Origin of the sequence: Pseudomonas putida (assembly GCA_041879295.1) — a bacterium.
Taxonomy (GTDB): Bacteria; Pseudomonadota; Gammaproteobacteria; order Pseudomonadales; family Pseudomonadaceae; genus Aquipseudomonas; species Aquipseudomonas putida_Y.
This window is the reverse complement of the sequence record CP047152.1, coordinates 5,521,239-5,539,843: the sequence shown is the minus strand read 5'-3', so window position 1 is coordinate 5,539,843 and position 18,605 is coordinate 5,521,239. Positions and strand designations below refer to the sequence as shown.

Annotated in this window: 19 protein-coding genes; 12 read left to right on the top strand and 7 right to left on the bottom strand. The window is 62.1% G+C overall.

Annotated features, from left to right (window positions below; all coding sequences use genetic code 11):
* Positions 1–60: 60 nt before the first annotated feature.
* Positions 61–846, top strand: coding sequence for a methionine ABC transporter substrate-binding protein (locus GST84_25200; GenBank protein ID XGB15467.1), 786 nt, complete (start codon positions 61–63; stop codon positions 844–846).
* A 210-nt stretch (positions 847–1,056) separates the two neighbouring features.
* On the opposite strand, the gene GST84_25195 is transcribed toward GST84_25200, so the two are convergent.
* Positions 1,057–3,420 carry a penicillin acylase family protein gene (locus GST84_25195; protein XGB15466.1) on the bottom strand — a complete coding sequence of 788 codons (2,364 nt, stop codon included), beginning with the start codon at positions 3,418–3,420 and terminating at the stop codon, positions 1,057–1,059.
* An 86-nt stretch (positions 3,421–3,506) separates the two neighbouring features.
* On the opposite strand from GST84_25195, the gene GST84_25190 reads away from it, so the two are divergent.
* Positions 3,507–4,073, top strand: a complete 567-nt coding sequence (locus tag GST84_25190; GenBank protein ID XGB15465.1) for a sugar O-acetyltransferase — start codon at positions 3,507–3,509, stop codon at positions 4,071–4,073.
* Here the strand turns inward: GST84_25190 and GST84_25185 are convergent.
* Positions 4,052–4,621 carry a thiol-disulfide isomerase gene (locus GST84_25185; protein XGB15464.1) on the bottom strand — a complete coding sequence of 190 codons (570 nt, stop codon included), beginning with the start codon at positions 4,619–4,621 and terminating at the stop codon, positions 4,052–4,054. The genes GST84_25190 and GST84_25185 overlap by 22 nt on opposite strands.
* Before the next feature lie 142 nt (positions 4,622–4,763).
* Between GST84_25185 and GST84_25180 the strand changes: the two genes are divergently transcribed.
* Positions 4,764–5,690 carry an alpha/beta fold hydrolase gene (locus tag GST84_25180; GenBank protein XGB15463.1) on the top strand — a complete coding sequence of 309 codons (927 nt, stop codon included), beginning with the start codon at positions 4,764–4,766 and terminating at the stop codon, positions 5,688–5,690.
* Here GST84_25180 and GST84_25175 read toward each other — a convergent pair whose 3' ends face one another.
* Positions 5,691–6,443, bottom strand: coding sequence for a DUF2059 domain-containing protein (locus GST84_25175; GenBank protein XGB15462.1), 753 nt, complete (start codon positions 6,441–6,443; stop codon positions 5,691–5,693). It abuts the gene before it with no gap.
* A 113-nt stretch (positions 6,444–6,556) separates the two neighbouring features.
* Here GST84_25175 and GST84_25170 point away from each other — a divergent pair, with 113 nt between their 5' ends.
* Positions 6,557–7,189, top strand: a complete 633-nt coding sequence (locus GST84_25170; protein XGB15838.1) for a 2OG-Fe(II) oxygenase — start codon at positions 6,557–6,559, stop codon at positions 7,187–7,189.
* Positions 7,176–7,679 carry a DUF523 domain-containing protein gene (locus GST84_25165; GenBank protein ID XGB15461.1) on the top strand — a complete coding sequence of 168 codons (504 nt, stop codon included), beginning with the start codon at positions 7,176–7,178 and terminating at the stop codon, positions 7,677–7,679. The genes GST84_25170 and GST84_25165 overlap by 14 nt, the downstream gene beginning before the upstream one ends.
* 104 nt (positions 7,680–7,783) lie before the next feature.
* Here GST84_25165 and GST84_25160 read toward each other — a convergent pair whose 3' ends face one another.
* Positions 7,784–8,272, bottom strand: coding sequence for a transporter substrate-binding domain-containing protein (locus GST84_25160; protein ID XGB15460.1), 489 nt, complete (start codon positions 8,270–8,272; stop codon positions 7,784–7,786).
* Positions 8,273–8,495: 223 nt separating this feature from the next.
* Here GST84_25160 and GST84_25155 point away from each other — a divergent pair, with 223 nt between their 5' ends.
* The gene (locus tag GST84_25155) at positions 8,496–8,972 is read left to right on the top strand and encodes a DUF4399 domain-containing protein (protein ID XGB15459.1); all 477 of its coding nucleotides are present in this window, start codon (positions 8,496–8,498) and stop codon (positions 8,970–8,972) included.
* 46 nt (positions 8,973–9,018) lie between these two features.
* Here the strand turns inward: GST84_25155 and serA are convergent, their stop codons facing one another.
* Positions 9,019–10,248: a phosphoglycerate dehydrogenase gene (gene serA / locus GST84_25150; protein ID XGB15458.1), complete on the bottom strand. Its 1,230-nt coding sequence runs from the start codon at positions 10,246–10,248 to the stop codon at positions 9,019–9,021.
* 171 nt (positions 10,249–10,419) lie between these two features.
* Here serA and GST84_25145 point away from each other — a divergent pair, with 171 nt between their 5' ends.
* The 4 genes from GST84_25145 (at position 10,420) to GST84_25130 (ending at position 14,707) form a co-directional block, all read left to right on the top strand.
* Positions 10,420–11,817: an FAD-binding protein gene (locus tag GST84_25145; GenBank protein XGB15457.1), complete on the top strand. Its 1,398-nt coding sequence runs from the start codon at positions 10,420–10,422 to the stop codon at positions 11,815–11,817.
* Between the two features lie 26 nt (positions 11,818–11,843).
* Complete coding sequence (locus tag GST84_25140) at positions 11,844–12,509, top strand: fumarylacetoacetate hydrolase family protein (GenBank protein XGB15456.1); 666 nt, start codon at positions 11,844–11,846, stop codon at positions 12,507–12,509.
* Positions 12,510–12,793: 284 nt separating this feature from the next.
* Positions 12,794–13,714, top strand: a complete 921-nt coding sequence (locus GST84_25135; GenBank protein ID XGB15455.1) for a DNA-binding protein — start codon at positions 12,794–12,796, stop codon at positions 13,712–13,714.
* A gap of 90 nt (positions 13,715–13,804) precedes the next feature.
* Entirely contained in the window at positions 13,805–14,707 is a 903-nt protein-coding gene (locus tag GST84_25130; GenBank protein XGB15454.1) for a DNA-binding protein, read from the top strand.
* A 103-nt stretch (positions 14,708–14,810) separates the two neighbouring features.
* Here GST84_25130 and rpiA read toward each other — a convergent pair whose 3' ends face one another.
* A complete protein-coding gene (rpiA, locus tag GST84_25125) occupies positions 14,811–15,485 on the bottom strand; it encodes a ribose-5-phosphate isomerase RpiA (GenBank protein ID XGB15453.1) in 675 nt (224 codons plus the stop codon).
* A 133-nt stretch (positions 15,486–15,618) separates the two neighbouring features.
* On the opposite strand from rpiA, the gene ilvA reads away from it, so the two are divergent.
* Together ilvA and GST84_25115 are read left to right on the top strand one after the other, a co-directional pair.
* Complete coding sequence (gene ilvA / locus GST84_25120) at positions 15,619–17,133, top strand: threonine ammonia-lyase, biosynthetic (GenBank protein XGB15452.1); 1,515 nt, start codon at positions 15,619–15,621, stop codon at positions 17,131–17,133.
* Between the two features lie 147 nt (positions 17,134–17,280).
* Positions 17,281–17,706 carry a DUF2269 family protein gene (locus tag GST84_25115; protein XGB15451.1) on the top strand — a complete coding sequence of 142 codons (426 nt, stop codon included), beginning with the start codon at positions 17,281–17,283 and terminating at the stop codon, positions 17,704–17,706.
* A 129-nt stretch (positions 17,707–17,835) separates the two neighbouring features.
* Here GST84_25115 and GST84_25110 read toward each other — a convergent pair whose 3' ends face one another.
* Complete coding sequence (locus GST84_25110) at positions 17,836–18,492, bottom strand: HAD-IB family hydrolase (GenBank protein ID XGB15450.1); 657 nt, start codon at positions 18,490–18,492, stop codon at positions 17,836–17,838.
* Positions 18,493–18,605 lie beyond the last annotated feature (113 nt).

Sequence of the window (18,605 nt, the reverse complement as noted above, 5' to 3'; positions counted from 1 at the left end):
GAACCGGTTGGGCACCCGATTTGCCATCGTCGATGGCCCAGATTCAGAACAAGGACCACCATGAAGAAGACCCTGCTGACCACTGCCCTGGCTGCTGCCCTGTCGTTCTCCGGCCTGGCCGCTGCTGCCGAGAAACTGGTGGTTGCCGCTACCCCGGTACCGCACGCCGAAATTCTTGAACTGATCAAGCCGACCCTGGCAAAAGAAGGCGTGGACCTTCAGATCAAGGTCTTCACCGATTACGTACAGCCGAACGTGCAGGTGGACCAGAAGCGTCTGGATGCCAACTACTTCCAGACTCTGCCGTACCTGCAGAACTTCAACGAAGGCAAGGGCACCCACCTGGAAACCGTGGTGGGTGTACACGTAGAGCCCTTCGGTGGTTACTCGAAGAAGGTCAAGGCCCTGAGCGAGCTGAAAGAAGGCGCAACCGTTGCCATCCCTAACGAGGGCAGCAACAGCGGCCGCGCCTTGCTGCTGCTGCAGAAGGCCGGCCTGATTACCCTGAAAGACCCGAAGAATGCCCTGGCCACCCCCAAGGACATCGCCGAGAACCCGAAGAAGCTGAAGTTCCGCGAGCTTGAGTCGGCGATGCTGCCCCGTGTGCTGGACCAGGTCGACCTGGACATGATCAACACCAACTACGCCCTGGAAGCTGGCCTGAACCCGGCTAAAGATGCACTGGTGATCGAAGGCTCCGATTCGCCCTACGTGAACTTCCTGGTGGCCCGCCCGGACAACAAGGACAGTGAGGCCATCCAGAAACTGGCCAAGGCCCTGACCAGTCCGGAAGTCAAGGCATTCATTGCCAAGAAGTACCAAGGTGCCGTACTGCCGGCGTTCTGATTTCGCTAGCAACGCCCGGTATGTACCAACGCCGACACCTTTGTGTCGGCGTTTTCATTGCTGGGATCTCTGAAAGCTGGCGCGATCCCTGTGGGAGCGGGTTTACCCGCGAAGAATCCAACGCGGTGCATGGCACCGGCTGCGCCGGTGTTCGCGGCTAAATCCCCACAGTGCTCGCGCAAACTTTTGGGTTTTGAGCAAGGCAGCCCCTTACGGCCCTGGCACCAATCGCAAGGTACTCTGCGCCGGTATTATCCCCATCTGTGCCTTCTGATACTGCCCCTGCACATACCCTTCGGCCTGGTCCGCGTAATGTCGGTCGAACGGCACGCCACTCTGCCCGACCGGGTTGATGGTCAGCGCCTGCCCGGCATCGGCAAAGTCGACCAGCCGCCGCGTCGACGGCCCATAGGTCACCGGCCATGGCGCAGAGCTGATCTTCGCCGAGAGGTTGTTCGGCACTTCATGGGTACCGGGTGCGGCGAATGGCCCAACGTTGAACAGCAGGTTCAGCGGTTTTTTCACCCCAAGCGGATGGTTGTGGGTCAGGGTATGGGCCTTGCCCCATTGCCAGCTGGCCGGATCGCGGCCCAGTGTGTCACGCAGATGCTTCAGGCTTTTCTGCCAGGCCATGCGCACGACGGCGGTACGGTCGGTACGCTGGCTGCCGCCACGGGTGTTCCACCAGGGTGAATCGGCTTGCGCTGCCAGGCGTGGCAAGGCGGCGTCGATCACGCGGGTGCTGATCAGCACCGGGAACCAGGTATCGCCCAGCTCGTCATGCAGGGCCGCGAATGCCAGTTCATAGAGGAACTGGTTGAACAGCGTGGCGCTGGTCGAATCGAGCGGGTAGTCCCCAGCCCAAGCTGCCAGTTGCTCGACCAGCTCTTTCTCTTCGTCACCTTCGGCCACTGCACGCAGGGTTGCCAGAAGCGGGGCAAGGGTACGCGGGCCATAGTCACTGGCGGTGTCCAGCTGCAATGCCTGGCTGTTTTGGGTATCCCATTTCACCTCTGGGTTGGCCAGGTGACGATCAAGCTGGCGGCCACGGTCGGGCAGGTTGTAGTAACCCGGTATCGGCACCGCCGCCGGTGGCTGGTAGTTGGCCGAAACGATATAGCCACGGGCCGGGTTCTCCTGCTGCGGGTTGATGCTGAAGGGGTAGAAACCGAGCTTGTTGGCCTGCGCGCTGGCCCCGTCGAGGATGAACGCCGGGTCGACGCCGTCGGGGCGGATTGGCAGCTTTGCCGCTGCCCACCAACCGATATCGCCACGGGCATTGGCCCAGACAAAATTGAGCCCGGGCGCGTGAACCTTGGCGGTGGCCTCGCGCATCTTGCCCAGGGTGTCGGCGCGGTTGAGCTGGTAGAAGCCGTCGAGGATCGGGTTTTCAGTTTCCAGAAATGCCCACCACATGGCGATTGGCGTGGTGCCGGAGGTATTACCCAGCACGTTGTTGACGATCGGACCGTGGGGCGAGCGGCGCAGGCTGATGGTGACCGGCTGCTCGCCTTTGACGGCAATCTTCTGTTCGGTCGTTTCCAGTGTGTGCCACTGGCCATCGACCATCACCTGATCGGCGTTGGCGGGGTTGGTCTTTTCGGCGACCAGGTCAACGTCATCGTTCTGGAACATGGTCAGGCTCCAGCCAAAGTCACGGTTGTGGCCGAGCAGGGCGAACGGGTTGAGTGCCTGGAAATAGCCGTAGAGGTTGAAGCCGGGCGCTGACAGCTCGGCCTCGTACCACACTGCAGGTACGGCAAAGCTGATGTGCGGGTCGCCAGCCAGCAACGGCTTGCCACTGCGGGTGCGGCTACCCGCGACCGCCCAGGCGTTGCTGCCTTCGAACTGCGGGATGCCGGCGTCGCCCAGCGCCTCATGGCTTAAGCGCGCAAGTGCTTCCAGGCTTTGCCAGTCGGCGGCGGCCAGTGGCGTGCCCAGCGCGCCCTCGGGTTGCCAGCCAAGATCGAATATTTTCAGGTAGTCAGGCCCAAGCTGGTCGCGGATGTAGGTCAGAGCAGGCTCGGTGCGGAACGCGGCGGCAAAACTGTAGGCCAGGTAGCCGGCGATGCTCAGCGTGTCCTCGGCGGTGAACGGGCGCGGGGGGATGCCGAGCAGGTCGAATTCCGTGGGTTTGGGGTGGCTGGCCTGCCAACTGTTGACCCCATCGAGGTAGGCTTGCAGGGCCTGCCATGCCGGCGCCTGCGGATCCTGCCGCTTGGCCATCAGCGCGGCTTGCTCGCGTATGCGCAGGCTGCGGAACAGGGTATCGGTGGGCAGCAGCTTGTCGCCGAGCACTTCAGCCAGTTCGCCCCGGGCCAGGCGGCGCAGGATCTCCATCTGGAACAGCCGGTCCTGGGCATGCACGTAGCCCAGTGCACGGTAAAGGTCCGGCTCGCTCTGTGCCTGCAGGTGTGGCACGCCGCGGGCGTCGTAGCGCACGCTGACCGGGGCTTGCAGACCGGCAACGGCGACCTCGCCCTCGCGCTGCGGCAGCTTGCCCTGCACGTACCAGTAACCGGCGCCAGCGGCCACGGTGACTACCACCGCCAGCAGGGTCAGGCTGCGCTTCATTCAGACTCCTTGTGCATTCAAACGGAAAATGTGGTCCGATCATCGGCGGATTCGCGAACAGAGCATAGCCCCAGGAAGGAGTTTCCATGTCCCTCAGCGAAAAACACAAAATGCTCACCGGTCAGCTCTACCACGCTGGCTGCCCTGAACTGCAGGCCGAGCAGATCGCCAACAAGCACTGGATGCATCGCTACAACAACAGTGTCGAACTGCTCAACGACGCACGCCACGGGCTGCTTGTGGAACACTTTGGCCAGGTTGGCGAAGGCGCGGTGATTCGCCCGCCGTTCTATTGCGACTATGGCTACAACATCAGCGTTGGCCGCAATACCTTCATGAACTTCAACTGCGTGATCCTCGACGTGGTGCCGGTGCGTATCGGCGACGACTGCCAGATCGGCCCCAACGTGCAGATCTACACCGCCGACCATCCGCTCGATCCTGAAGTGCGGCGCAGCGGGCTGGAGAGTGGGCGGCCGGTGACCATCGGCGACAACGTGTGGATCGGCGGTGCGGCGATCATCCTGCCAGGGGTGAGCATCGGTGATAACGCCATCGTCGGCGCCGGCAGTGTGGTGACCCGGGATGTGCCTGCGGGCGCGACGGTGGTGGGTAACCCGGCGAGGGTCCGTCAGCCCGACCAAGGGCAGTAGCAGCCCACCGCCAGGGTATTGGAGGCGCTGACCTGACGGCCGTCGAGCAAAGCCTTGAGGATTGGCTCGATGAAGCTGTTGCTGGCGTTGCACACGGCGCCTTCGCTGTACGGGCCAAAGTAAGCCAGGCGGCCTTGCCGGTCCCAGATGGCCACGGCAGGAGAGGCAGGCAGCTGCTCGCTGCCGGGCAGGTGGGTGATGGGGTGCAAGCTGCCGATATTGGCCGGTAGCTGGCCGTGGCTGCCGGGCTTTTGCAGCACATGGAAGGTAACGTCGTGGCCTGCGAACTGGCTGACAAGGTCGCCCAGGTGCTGCTGGTTGCCGACGTTGCATGGGCAGGCCGGGTCCCAGAAATGCACCACGCGGATAGGGCCAACACCGGCCAGCTCGGCAGGTAGCTGTAATTGGCTGCCGTCGAACAGCGTGGCCTGGTTGCCGAACGGGCGCAGGTAGCGAGCCTGAAAGGCGCTGTAGGCCTGCCAGAGGATTACGGCGCCGAGCAACAAGGCGGTTGCCGTGCACAGCGGTTTGATGATTCGGCTATTCATGAAGAGTCGGTGGCCCTTTCGCGACACAAGGCCGCTCCCGCAATTGGATCGATGCTGGTTGTTCGAGGTGAGCAAGCTTGCCATGGCGCCGGCCAGAGCTGAAGATTCCAGATCAATACTTGCTCGATGTGGATGTACCCCGATGCCCCCTGCCTTTCACCCTGACCGCCTGCGCTCCAGCCTGGCGCCGTTGACTGCTCGCCAGCCGCTGTCGGCACAAGCGCAGGACTACCAGCGCTTCTATGGCCTGGACCTGCCGGCACACAGCTGGCTGGGCGGCTTCCAGGCGGCGGGGTTCGACCTGGTCGGGCAGGCCTGGCTACCCGAGCAGCCAAGCGCGACGCTGTTCCTGCTGCACGGCTATTACGACCACATGGGCCTGTACCGACATGTGATCGAGTGGGCACTCAAGCAGGGTTTCGCCGTGATCAGCTGTGACCTGCCCGGCCACGGCCTGTCCAGCGGCGAGCGGGCCAGCATCAATGACTTCGCGGTGTACCAGCAAGTGCTGGAGGCCTTGTTCGAACAGGCGCACACGCTGCAACTGCCGCACCCGTGGCACCTTTGTGGGCAGAGTACGGGAGGGGCGATTGCCGTGGACCATCTGCTGCACCAGGGCGCGCGCAGCCCCGTCGATGGCCAGATCATCCTGCTGGCCCCGCTGGTGCGGCCATGTTCATGGCGCTGGTCGAAGTTCAGTTATTGCGTGCTGCGCCACTTCGTCAATGGCATCGAACGGCGCTTCAGTGAGAACACCAACGACCCGGCCTTCCTGCCGTTCCTGGAGGCCGACCCGCTGCAACCGCGTCGCCTGCCAACGGCCTGGGTAGGCGCACTGATCGCCTGGGTCAAACGCATCGAGGCTGCGCCGCGCAGTGCGCGGCGGCCATTGATCGTGCAGGGGGAGGCGGATGGTACGGTGGACTGGCCCCATAACCTCGAAGTGCTCAAGGCCAAGTTTGCCGAGCCGCAGATACTGATGCTGCCTGAGGCCCGTCACCACCTGGCCAACGAGTTGCCGGGCATCCGTCAGCGCTACTTCGACTTCATCAACCAGCGCCTGGGCTGATCACTTGAGGTCGTTGGCGCTCTGGCCAACCGCCAGGCCGGCGCGCACAGCGGCCAGGGCCGCCTGGTAGTAAGCCTTGCCCTCGGGCGACTCGGCAAAGGTGGCGAACGCTTCCAGCTCGGCATCGGACAGGTCGCGGTAGACGTACAGCAGGGTGTTGTTCAGGTCTTCGCCAATTTGCCCCATCAGCCGCTGGCGCTGGCCATCCAGCAGGCTCTGGGCCTGGCCGCCGCCGAACAGGCCGGGGATCATCGAGCTGAGGCTGTCGGCTGCGACACCGGCGATGGCAAGGCTGACTTCAGCGCCTGCTTCACGCGCAGGCAGGGCTTGGGCCAAGTGGCCGATGACCAGCAGACGATCGTCGCTTGCCTGGATCTTGGGCAGGCCTTTGGCGTTCTTGGCCAGTTCGTCCTTGCGTGTGGCCTTGAGCTCGGCCGCCACCACTTTGCGCCCCAACGGCGACTGGAAGAAGGCCAGGGCCGGTGCCGGGTTGGCCAGGGTGGCACGCAGCTTGGCCTGGGCGCGACGGTCCACTGCCTGGGCCTGGAAGCGCTGGTTGCTGTTGTTGACCAGCGCCTGGTACACGGCAGGAGGCAAACTGTTGCGGTAGCGCTCCTGGGCGGCGGTCAGGGCATCGTTGAAGTGGGCGCGCTGGTCGGGCCAGCCGGCAGCCTTGTACAGTTGATCCAGGTTGTCTGCCCAGACAGGCATGGTACAGATCATCAGCAGAATCAGGGAAAACAGACGGCGCATTCAGGACTCCTGTCGGCAGGGGCCTATTGTCCTTGGCCCGGCGCCGGTTTGTCGAGATATCCGCGTGTTTCTCGGCCAAGTGGCGCTGTGCGGCGACAGGGCGAATGGATATGATGCGCGCCATGCACATCTCCCCTGAATACCCGATGCTTGCGGCCGTCGTCGACGATCTGGCCACCCATGGCTGGTCCCAGCAGGCGCACTTTCTGCCTGCCGACCTGGTACGCGCGCTGGCAGCCGAGTGCCGGCGCCGTGATGCCGAAGGCGAACTCAACCCCGCAGGGGTTGGGCGCGGTGCTACCCAGGAGGTGCGCGAAGCCATTCGCGGTGACCAGATCCAGTGGATCGACCCGGGGCAGGCCGAGGCCTGCGACCAGTACCTGGCGGCCATGGACCAGCTGCGCCTGGCGATCAACCAAGGCCTGTTCCTGGGCCTGGAAGACTTCGAATGCCACTTTGCCCTGTACCCACCGGGGGCGTTCTATCGCCGGCACCTGGACCGCTTCCGCGACGATGACCGGCGCATGGTCTCGGCGGTGCTTTACCTCAATGAAGGCTGGCAGCCGCATGACGGTGGCCAGTTGCGCATGTTCCTGGCCAACGGTGTCGAGCACGATGTCGAGCCAGTGGCCGCTTGCCTGGTGGTATTCCTGTCGGGCGAAGTGCCTCACGAAGTATTGCCGGCCGGGCGCGAGCGGCTGTCGTTGACCGGCTGGTTCAGGCGGCGTGGCAATGACCCGTTCTGATATGCCCAAGGTGCTGGTGAGCGCCTGCCTGTTGGGGCAGCCAGTACGCTATGACGGCCGGGCAAGCGGTCATCCCGATTTGTTGCAGCAGTGGCAGGCCGAAGGGCGCGTGGTGCCGTTGTGCCCAGAGGTAGCCGGCGGCTTGCCGACACCGCGGCCGCCAGCGGAGATACCGGGAGGGCAGGGCAGCGCAGTGCTGGATGGCAACACGCAGGTGCTGACGGTGACGGGGGAAGATGTCAGTGCCGAGTTTCTGGCCGGTGCGCAGTTGGCGCTGGAACTGGTGAACCGGCATGGCATTCGCGTAGCGGTGCTGAAGTCTGGCAGTCCTTCGTGTGGCAACCGGTTGACCTATGATGGCACCTTCAGTGGTGTGAAGGTGGCCGGAGAAGGGGTAACCACGGCGTTGCTGCGGCGGGCGGGGGTGCAGGTGTTCAGCGAGCTGGAACTGGACCAGGCGCAGCGTGCTTTGGGTGATATATCTGTTTGAACCTGTGCTGGCCCTTTCGCGGGTGAACCCGCTCCTACAGGGATCGCACTGTACCCAAGGCGGGCTTACCCGCGAAGAGACCGGTACAGGTTGCAAAGAAGACCTTACTGCCCGGCTGCAGTCTCCTGCACACCCTTGAACCACTTCTGCTCAAGTTCGGCAGTCCGGCCACTGTCTTTCAAGCGCTGCAACGCATTGTTTACGGCGCTTTCAAAAGCTGGGTTGTCCTTCTGGAACGGGATCACCAGTTTCTTCTCGCCAATCGGCCGGCTCACATCGAGTGGGCCGCCGCCTGTGAGCGACTCACTCGACGGGGTGAGTGCGATGTCGTACTTGCCACTCTCGACACCCGCCAGCACTTCGGCAGCTGGAGCTTCGACGAACTCGGCGCGCAAGTCCAGTTCCTTGGCCAGGGCCTGGCCAAATTCGATGTCGAAACCTGTCAGGTGGTCATCTTGTTTAAAAGCGTACGGCGAGTTGTCGGCCTGTACGGCAATGCGCAGTTCGCCCCGGTCGGCGATTTCGTCGATCAGCTCCGCCTGAGCCAATGGACTGATCAGTACTGCCAGCAGTACCCCTATGGTCGAACGCATGTATGCCCCTTTTCTTTTAGCAGATTGAAAACGATCGCCACGGCTTTCTTCCTCGCCGTGATCGAGCGCAGCCTATGACCTTCAAGCCTTGGCATTGTTTAACCCTGACGGAAATATTTCTGTCAGGCAATGTGAACACCTTGGCGATTATTTCAACTAAGGTGAACTACCGCCGCTTTTGGATTACAGGCTGCGGTCAATAAGTGAATCACAGGAGAAGTGAATGAACAGCCTATTTTCGCGTGCTGCCGTTGCCGGTCTGCTGATGGGAGCGTCGGTGTTCGCCAGTGCCGCAGACGCCCTGAAGAGCCAGGAGCCGCCCAAGGAGGCAAAGGTCTTCATCGTTTCCCCCGCCGATGGTGCCACGGTCGACAAGACCTTCACCGTCAAGTTCGGTATCGAGGGTATGGGCCTCAAGCCTGCGGGTGACCAAACTCCGCACACCGGGCACCACCATTTGCTGGTGGATGTCGACAAAGAGCCGGTGGCTGACATGCCACTGCCAACCAGCCTGATGCCAGAGGCCGGCGTCGCACTGCCGGCGGGGCCGCAAGTGCTGCACTTTGGCAAGGCACAGACCGAAACCAGCATTACCCTGACCCCGGGCAAGCACACCCTGCAACTGATTCTGGGTGACCAGTATCATGTGCCGTTCAAGCCTAGCGTCGAGTCGAAGAAGATCACGGTTGAAGTGAAATAAAAAAGGGAGGCCTTCAGGGCCTCCCTTTTTCATGCTGCACCGAGACTTAGAACAGGACGCGGGAACGGATGGTGCCCTTGACCTGTTGCAGTTTCTCTTGCGCAAGGTCCGAGTATTCGGCGTCAACGTCGATTACCACGTAACCGACTTTCTCGTTGGTCTGCAGGAACTGACCGGAGATGTTGATACCGTTCTCGGCGAAGACCTTGTTGATCTCGCTGAGCACGCCGGGGATGTTTTCGTGAATGTGCAGCAGACGGTGTTTGCCTGGATGCGCTGGCAGGGCCACTTCCGGGAAGTTGACCGAAGACACCGAAGTACCGTTGTCGCTGTACTTGACCAGTTTCTCTGCCACTTCCAGGCCGATGTTGGCCTGGGCTTCGGCGGTGGAACCACCAATGTGCGGCGTCAGGATCACGTTGTCGAGGCCGCGCAGCGGGCTCTCGAACTCTTCGTCGTTGGAGCGTGGCTCGACCGGGAACACGTCGATGGCGGCGCCGATCAGGTGCTTGTCCTTGATGGCCGCGGCCAGGTGGTCCAGTTCGACAACGGTTCCACGGGCGGCGTTGATCAGGATCGCACCCTTCTTCATCGAGCGGATTTCCTTCTCGCCGATCATCCACTGGGTGGATGGCAACTCAGGCACGTGCAGCGAGACGATGTCGGCCAGGCCCAGCAGCTCGTTCAGGCTGGTGACCTGCACGGCGTTGCCCAGTGGCAGCTTGGTCAGCGGGTCGAAGAAGTACACCTGCATGCCCATGTTCTCAGCCAGTACCGAAAGCTGGGTACCAATCGAGCCGTAGCCGACGATGCCCAGTTTCTTGCCGCGGATTTCGAACGAGTTGGCAGCGCTCTTGATCCAGCCGCCACGGTGGCAGGAGGCGTTTTTCTCAGGGATGCCGCGCAGCAGCAGGATGGCTTCGGCCAGAACCAGCTCGGCGACCGAGCGGGTGTTGGAGTATGGCGCGTTGAACACGGCGATACCGCGCTCGCGGGCAGCTTCCAGGTCAACCTGGTTGGTACCGATGCAGAAGCAGCCGACAGCGACCAGTTTCTTGGCGCAGTCGAAGATCTCTTCGGTGAGCTGGGTGCGCGAACGGATGCCGATGAAGTGGGCATCGGCGATCTTTTCCTTCAGCTCGGCTTCCGGCAACGAACCAGTGAGGTATTCGATGTTGGTGTAGCCGGCGGCCTTGAGGGTATCGACCGCGTTCTGGTGCACACCTTCAAGAAGAAGGAACCGGATCTTGCTCTTGTCGAGAGAAGTCTTGCTCATCTGCGTAAACCTGTATCCCGGAGATAAAATGGCGAGGGGTGATGCCAGGCGCGAGGGCAGCCTTAGCATGAACAGCGGGAGGGCTATGCTAGCATACGCGACACAATCTGAGCTTATCCCGACAGTTGAAGAGTGCTCAGGGTGACCATGAATAAGTCGAGAGTTCCAGCGATGACCCGCCCCGCTGTTATTGAAGAACTGATGACCCTTGTCGACCCGGGCAAGGTCCTGACTGACCCGGTTTCCCTCGAAGCGTATGGCAAGGACTGGACCAAGCATTACCCGCCCGCGCCCAGCGCCATCGTCTTTCCCAAAACGGTAGAACAGGTGCAAGCCATTGTGCACTGGGCCAATGCGCACCAGGTGGCGCTGGTGCCCTCTGGCGGGCGTACCGGGCTTTCTGCTGGTGCGGTGGCAGCCAATGGCGAGGTTGTGGTCGCCTTCGACTACATGAACCAGATCCTTGGCTTCAATGCCTTCGACCGCACTGTGGTTTGCCAGCCAGGGGTCATCACCCGCCAGTTGCAAACCTTCGCCGAAGAGCAAGGCCTGTATTACCCGGTGGACTTCGCTTCCAGCGGCTCCAGCCAGATTGGCGGCAATATCGGCACCAATGCCGGCGGAATCAAGGTGATCCGCTACGGCATGACCCGCAACTGGGTGGCCGGGCTGAAAGTGGTCACCGGCAAGGGCGAGTTGCTGGAACTGAACAGGGACCTGATCAAGAACGCCACCGGTTACGACCTGCGGCAGCTGTTCATTGGTGCCGAGGGTACGCTGGGCTTCGTGGTCGAGGCCACCATGCGCCTGGACCGCGCACCGCGCAATCTCACCGCCATGGTGCTGGGCACACCGGACTTCGACTCGATCATGCCGGTGCTGCACGCTTTCCAGGGCAAGCTGGACCTGACCGCTTTCGAGTTTTTCTCCGACAAGGGGCTGGCCAAGATCCTTGCGCGCGGCGATGTACCTGCGCCGTTCGCGACTGATTGCCCGTTCTATGCGCTGCTGGAGTTCGAGGCCAGCACTGAAGACGTTGCCAACGAAGCATTGGCTACCTTCGAGCATTGCGTCGAGCAGGGTTGGGTGCTGGATGGGGTGATGAGCCAGAGCGAAACCCAGCTGAAAAACCTGTGGAAGCTGCGCGAGTACCTGTCGGAAACCATCTCGCACTGGACACCGTACAAGAACGACATTTCTGTCACTGTCTCGAAAGTGCCTGCGTTCCTGCGCGATATCGACGCCATCGTCTCAGAACATTATCCGGACTATGAGGTGGTGTGGTACGGCCATATTGGTGACGGCAACCTGCACCTGAACATCCTCAAGCCTGAACATATGAGCAAGGACGACTTCTTCGCTTCGTGTGCCAAGGTCAACAAGTGGGTGTTCGAGATTGTCGAGCGTTACAACGGGTCGATTTCTGCGGAGCATGGCGTAGGCATGACCAAGCGTGACTACCTGGGCTACAGCCGCTCCCCCGAAGAAATCGCCTGCATGAAGGCAATAAAGGCCGTGTTCGACCCTAACGGCATCATGAATCCGGGTAAGATCTTCGCACCTGAATAAAAAGCAGTATCCAGAAGGAGTCGGCCATGAGTTACCAGCACCAGTACGTAGACGGCACGCGCATTCACTTCCCCCTGGGCAAGGTGGTGTGCATCGGCCGTAACTATGCCGAGCATGCCAAGGAACTGGACAACCCGATCCCCACCGAGCCGCTGCTGTTCATCAAGCCAGGCAGCTGCGTGGTGCCGGCCGAAGGTGGCTTCAAGATCCCGGCCGAGCGTGGGTCGGTGCACTATGAGGTTGAAATCGCCGTATTGCTGGGCAAGCCGCTGTCGACCCATCCGAGCGAGGAAGAGGTGCTGGACGCCATTTCCGGTTACGCGCCGGCGCTGGACCTGACCCTGCGCGACGTGCAGGCCAAGCTGAAGGAAAAGGGCCTGCCTTGGGAGCTGGCCAAGTGCTTTGACGGCGCTTGCGTGCTGCCACCGTTCGTCTCGGCCGCCAGCTTCGAGGACGTGACAGACATCCCGGTGCGCCTGACCGTGAATGGCGAAGTGCGCCAGGAGGGTAACAGCGCGATGATGCTTAACCCGATCGTGCCGATGATTCAGTACATGGCAGCGCATTTCTCACTACAAGCGGGGGATGTAATCCTCACCGGTACCCCGGCGGGTGTTGGGCCGTTCAATGTCGGTGACGAGCTGGTGCTGGAACTGCCGGGTGTGAGCCGCTTCGAAAGCCGGGTGCTTTAACTCGAAACCGCGTCGCCTTTTTCGCGGGTAAACCCGCTCCTACAGGGAACGCGTCGCGTTCTTCGCGGGTAAACCCGCTCCTACAGGGAACGCGTCGCGTTCTTCGCGGGTAAACCCGCTCCTACAGGGAACGCGTCGCCTTCTTCGCGGGTAAACCCGCTCCTACAGGGATTGCAGCACCTTGGGAGCGGGCATGCCCGCGAATGGGCCGGCACTGTTTACCGATTTTTCACACCCAATCTGGATAATGCGCGCACCTACGCCCATTTTCCCAGGATCACTGCATGCCATCCTCCTCCAGCGCCCCGGTAACCCCCAAGCGTCGCTTCTACCTGCGCTGGCCCTTCGGCCTGGCCGTGGCGGCGGTGATCGGCTATGGCGTGGCGGTGGCCATGCACTGGGATGACCGCGGTGCACTGTGGGTAAAAGAAAGCTTCGAAAGCACCGCCGAGCGTAGCGAGAGCGTTTGGTTGCCGGATTACCAGGTGGACATCGACGCCAAACCGCTGCCGGGCATGGACGATGATGAAGCCTCGGATGTGGCCTTCAACCCGCAAACCCGCACCCTGTTTGCGGTCATGGGCAAGAACCCGATCCTGGTCGAGCTGAGCCTGGAGGGCGATGTACTGCGCAAGATCCCGCTCAACGGCTGGAACAACCCCGAAGGTGTCGCGGTGCTGGAAGACGGCAACCTGGCCATCACTGACGAGCGCCTGCACGATCTGACCGTGGTCAAGGTGGACGCGCAGACCACGGCACTGAATCACGACGACTTCCCGAGCTACGACCTGGGCCCGTCGGTCAAAAGCAACAAGGGCTTTGAGGCCGTCGCCTGGGACCCGCTGCGCCAGCGCCTGATCATTGGCGAGGAGCGCCCGCCCAAGCTGTACACCTGGAGTACCGATGGCCGCAGCCCGCTCCAGGGTGACAAACAGTCGTTGCCGAGCGATGAACTCGACTTGCGCAACCTGTCTGCGCTGGGTGTCGACCCGCGTACTGGCCACTTGCTGGTGCTTTCGGCCGACTCCAACATGCTGCTGGAGCTGGACGAGCAGGGCCAGCAAGTCAGCTTCATGACGCTGCTGGGCGGCTTCAACGGGCTTGAAGACACCATTCCGCGGGCTGAAGGGGTGGCCATGGACGACAAGGGCAACCTTTACATGGTCAGCGAGCCGGCGCTTTTCTATCGTTTCAAGAAGAACTGACAACATCATCAGATTTGCCTGACGCTGGCATTAAGCTTTGCTTCAGCCATACATGATTAGATTCGCCACCCTGGTGTCGAGTCTGTCCTTATGCAACGTGTTGTTCGCCTGCTCCTTGTTCTGGCTGCCCTTGGTCTGCTCCTGCTTGGCTGGGCCGGGCAGGAGTTTCGCCTGTTCGAGCGTGGCTGGTTCAATCTGAAGACCTGGTGGCAGCCTGTGGAGCACAGCATTGGCCTGGACCGCTACCGGGTGGTGGTGGAGGCGCAACCGGTCGAAGGGCTGGATGATGACGTTTCGGCGCTGACCTACGACCCCGACCGCAAGACCCTCTTCACGGTCACCAATGCCCGTTCGGAGCTGATCGAGCTGTCGCTGGACGGCCGTATCCTGCGACGTGTGCCGCTGACTGGCTTCGGCGACCCGGAGGCGGTGGAGTACGTTGGGCCAAACAGCTATGTCATTACCGACGAGCGTCAGCAACGGCTGATTCGCGTACGGCTGGACGACGACACGCTGTTTCTCGATGCCGGTGATGCCGAGCAACTGACCTTGGGCATTGGTCTCAATGGCAACAAGGGCTTCGAGGGCCTGGCCTACGACTCGGCGGGCAAGCGCCTGTTCGTGGCGAAGGAGCGTGACCCGATGCTGATCTATGAGGTGCATGGCTTCCCGCATGACAACCCGGAAAAGCCCTACGCCGTGCATGTGGTGCAGGACCGCAAGCGCGATTCACGGCTATTTGTGAGGGACCTTTCGAGTTTGCAGTTCGATGAGCGCAGTGGGCATCTGCTGGCGCTGTCGGACGAGTCGCGGCTGGTGCTGGAGCTGGATGTACAAGGCCAGCCGCTGAGTACCTTGTCGTTGCGCAAGGGCTTCCAGGGGTTGCAGGCGACGGTGCCGCAGGCGGAGGGCATTGCGATGGATGAAGCGGGGACCATTTACCTGGTCAGTGAGCCGAACCTGTTCTATGTGTTCAAGCAGCCGGCTGACTAATCGCCTGTCAGGGCCTATTCGCGGGTAAACCCGCTCCTACAGGGATCGCCACGGTTCCAGGCTTGTGGGGTACCTGTGGGAGCGGGCTTGCCCGCGAAGAACGTTACTCGGCCTTCAGGCTCTTCACGCCCTCAGCGGTGCCCAGCAACAGCAGATCCGCTGGTCGCGCCGCGAACAGACCGTTGGTCACCACGCCGACGATGGCGTTGATCTGCGCTTCCAGCTCCACCGGGTTGGTGATCTGCAGGTTGTACACATCCAGGATCACGTTGCCGTTGTCGGTGACCACGCCTTCACGGTACACCGGGTCGCCACCCAACTTCACCAGCTGACGTGCCACGTGGCTGCGGGCCATGGGGATCACTTCGACCGGCAGGGGGAAGGCCCCCAGTACCGGCACCAGCTTGCTGCCGTCGGCGATGCAGATGAAGGTCTTGGCCACGGCTGCGACGATCTTTTCGCGGGTAAGGGCTGCGCCGCCGCCCTTGATCAGGTGCAGGTGTGCGTCGCTCTCATCGGCGCCGTCCACGTAGAACTCAAGCTCGCTGACGCTGTTCAGTTCGTAGACCGGGATGCCATGGCCTTTCAGGCGCTGGGCAGTGGCTTCGGAGCTGGCGACTGCACCGTCGAAAGCGGTCTTGTGCTGAGCCAGGGCATCGATGAAGAAGTTGGCGGTCGAACCGGTACCGACGCCTACGACGCTCTTTTCATCCAGCTTGGGCAGAATGAAGTCGACAGCGGCCTGGGCGACGGCCTGTTTGAGTTGGTCCTGGGTCATGCGGGCTCCGGAAGGGGCAGGGCGGTTTCAAAGTCACCTAGTATAACGGCTCGCACGGCTTTGCTGTGGTCGCCCGACGTAGCGCTAGGGTAGACTCCCAGCCCTCGTCCCGCGGCCCAGTGATGCTTTCCCGATGCTCGAACAGTACGTCAAGAAGATCCTCACCTCGCGCGTCTATGACGTTGCCGTCGAAACCCCGTTGCAGAGCGCCGGGCAGCTGAGCAAGCGCCTGGGCAACCAGATTTTGCTCAAGCGCGAAGACCTGCAGCCAGTGTTCTCGTTCAAGATCCGCGGCGCGTATAACAAGCTGGCCCAGCTGAGCCCGGAAGAACTGGCCCGTGGCGTGGTGACCGCCTCTGCCGGCAACCACGCCCAAGGCCTGGCCCTGGCCGCGCGCGAAATGGGCATCAAGGCCACCATCGTGATGCCCAAGACCACCCCGGAAATCAAGGTCGAAGGCGTGCGCTCGCGCGGTGGCAAGGTTGTGTTGCATGGCGACTCGTTCCCTGAGGCGCTGGCCTATTCGCTGAAACTGGTCGATGAAAAGGGCTTCGTCTACGTTCACCCTTACGACGATCCGCACACCATCGCCGGGCAGGGCACCGTCGCCATGGAAATCCTGCGCCAGCACCCTGGCCAGCTAGACGCGATCTTCGTCCCGGTGGGCGGTGGCGGCCTGATCGCCGGCATTGCCGCCTATGTGAAGTACCTGCGCCCGGAAATCAAGGTAATCGGCGTCGAGCCGGACGATTCCAACTGCCTGCAGGCAGCCATGGCCGCCGGTGAGCGCGTGGTGTTGCCGCAGGTTGGGCTATTCGCCGACGGCGTGGCGGTGGCGCAGATTGGCCAGCACACCTTCGATATCTGCCGCCACCATGTGGACGAAGTCGTTACCGTCAGTACCGATGAAATATGCGCGGCAATCAAGGATATCTACGACGATACCCGCTCGATCACCGAGCCTGCCGGCGCGCTGGGTGTGGCGGGCATCAAGAAGTACGTCGAGCTTTACGGCGTCAGCGGCCAGACCCTGGTGGCCATCGACTCCGGTGCCAACGTTAACTTCGATCGCCTGCGCCATGTGGCCGAGCGTGCCGAGCTGGGTGAGAAGCGCGAGGCGATCATCGCCGTGACCATCCCTGAGCGCCCGGGTAGCTTCAAGGCCTTCTGCGAGGCTATCGGCAAGCGTCAGATCACCGAGTTCAACTACCGCAAGCACACCTCTGACGAAGCGCATATCTTCGTTGGGGTGCAGACCCACCCGGAAAACGACCCCCGCGCGGCGCTGGTGCAGCAACTGACCGAACAGGGTTTCCCGGTTACCGATCTGACCGACAACGAACTGGCCAAGCTGCATATTCGTCATATGGTCGGCGGCCACTCGGCCGGTGCCAGTGACGAAATGGTGCTGCGCTTCGAATTCCCCGAACGGCCAGGGGCGCTGTTCAACTTCCTCAACAAGCTGGGCGGGCGCTGGAACATCTCGATGTTCCACTACCGCAACCATGGCGCGGCTGACGGGCGCGTGGTGGCTGGGCTGCAGGTGCCGGAGGACGAACGTCACCTGGTGCCGGCAGCGCTGGCCAAGATCGGTTACCCGTACTGGGACGAGACCGAAAACCCGGCCTACAAACTGTTCCTGGGCTGAGCGGCTAAGCTAGGGCTGATGGCCCTTTCGCGGGCTTGCCCGCTCCCACAGGTACTGCGCAGGCCTCAAGGCCTGAGATACCTTGGCAGGAGCGGGTAAGCCCGCGAAGAAGCTACCGCAAAATGCCAGTTTAAGGACGACCGAGACATGGAACACCTGACCACGCTCAAGACCTTGCACATCGTTGCCACCGCGCTGCTGTTTCTGGGCGCCCTGGGCCTGGCGATCTGGACCTGGCGCGCCCGCCGCCAGGGCGATGCCGAAGCCTACGCCAAGCTGCTGCGCCGGCCGTTGGTGTTCGTCTGGCTGGTGATGGGCCTGTGCCTGGTGAGCATGCCGTTCACCGGCTGGTGGCTGGTACACCTGGTGGGCTGGCCACTGGGGCAGACCTGGGTGTTGGCATCCAGTGTCATCTATACATTCGGCGCGTTTGCCGTGTGGTGGCTGCTGGTGGGGCTGAACCGGCTGCGCAAGGCCGAGGTGGTGGGGTTGCGGTTTACTCTGGCGCTGGCTGTATTCAGTGGGGTTTGCTTCCTGTCCATTGCCGGGCTGATGGGGGCCAAGCCGGTCTGACAGCCTTGTGCTGTTTGTGCCGGCCTCTTCGCGGGTGAACCCGCTCCTACAGGTACAGCGCAGCCCTCAAGGCCTGTGGTGATTCCTGTGGGAGCGGGCGTGCCCGCGAAAAGGCCGGCACGCGAAACCTCAATCCCGCAGCGAGATCACCGGCCACCCGCGCTTATCCGCCTCGACCCGCAGGTCCGGGGCCGGGTCCACTGCCACTGCATGTGTCACCCGCTGCAACAACGGCAGGTCATTCATCGAGTCGCTATAGAAGTAGCTGTCCTCGAGATCAAAGCCGTTCTCCAGCATCCAGCGCTCCAGCCGCGTCACTTTGCCTTCACGAAAACACGGTATATCGGTACTACGCCCGGTATAGCGGCCGTCGCGCACCTCGCATTCGGTTGCCAGCAACACCCGCACCCCCAGGCGCCGGGCGATCGGTGCGGTAACGAAGCGGTTGGTAGCGGTGATGATCACCAGTTGGTCGCCCGCCTCGCGGTGCTGCTGCAGCAAGGCCAGGGCCCTGGGCAGGATGATGGGCTCGATGCAGTCGCACATGAAATCGCGGTGCCATTCGTCGAGCTTGGCCCTGGGTGTTGCCGCCAGGATTTCCATGGAAAAGGCCAGGTAGGCCTGCAGGTCCAGGGTGCCATTGAGGTAGTCCTGGTAGAAGCTGTCGTTGCGTTGCTTGTAGGCGACCGGGTCGAGAATGCCGCGCTCGCAAAGATAGTCACCCCAGGCATGGTCGCTGTCGCCACCGAGGAGGGTATTGTCCAGGTCGAATAAAGCCAGGCGCATCGCGGTCACTCGCATCAGCCACAGGGTAGGCCCGCAGAATACGGAGTTTTCACGCAGCTGCACATAAGCTTGGCGGGCGCGTTGCTGCGCTCGCAAGCTTTGTGGAACAATGC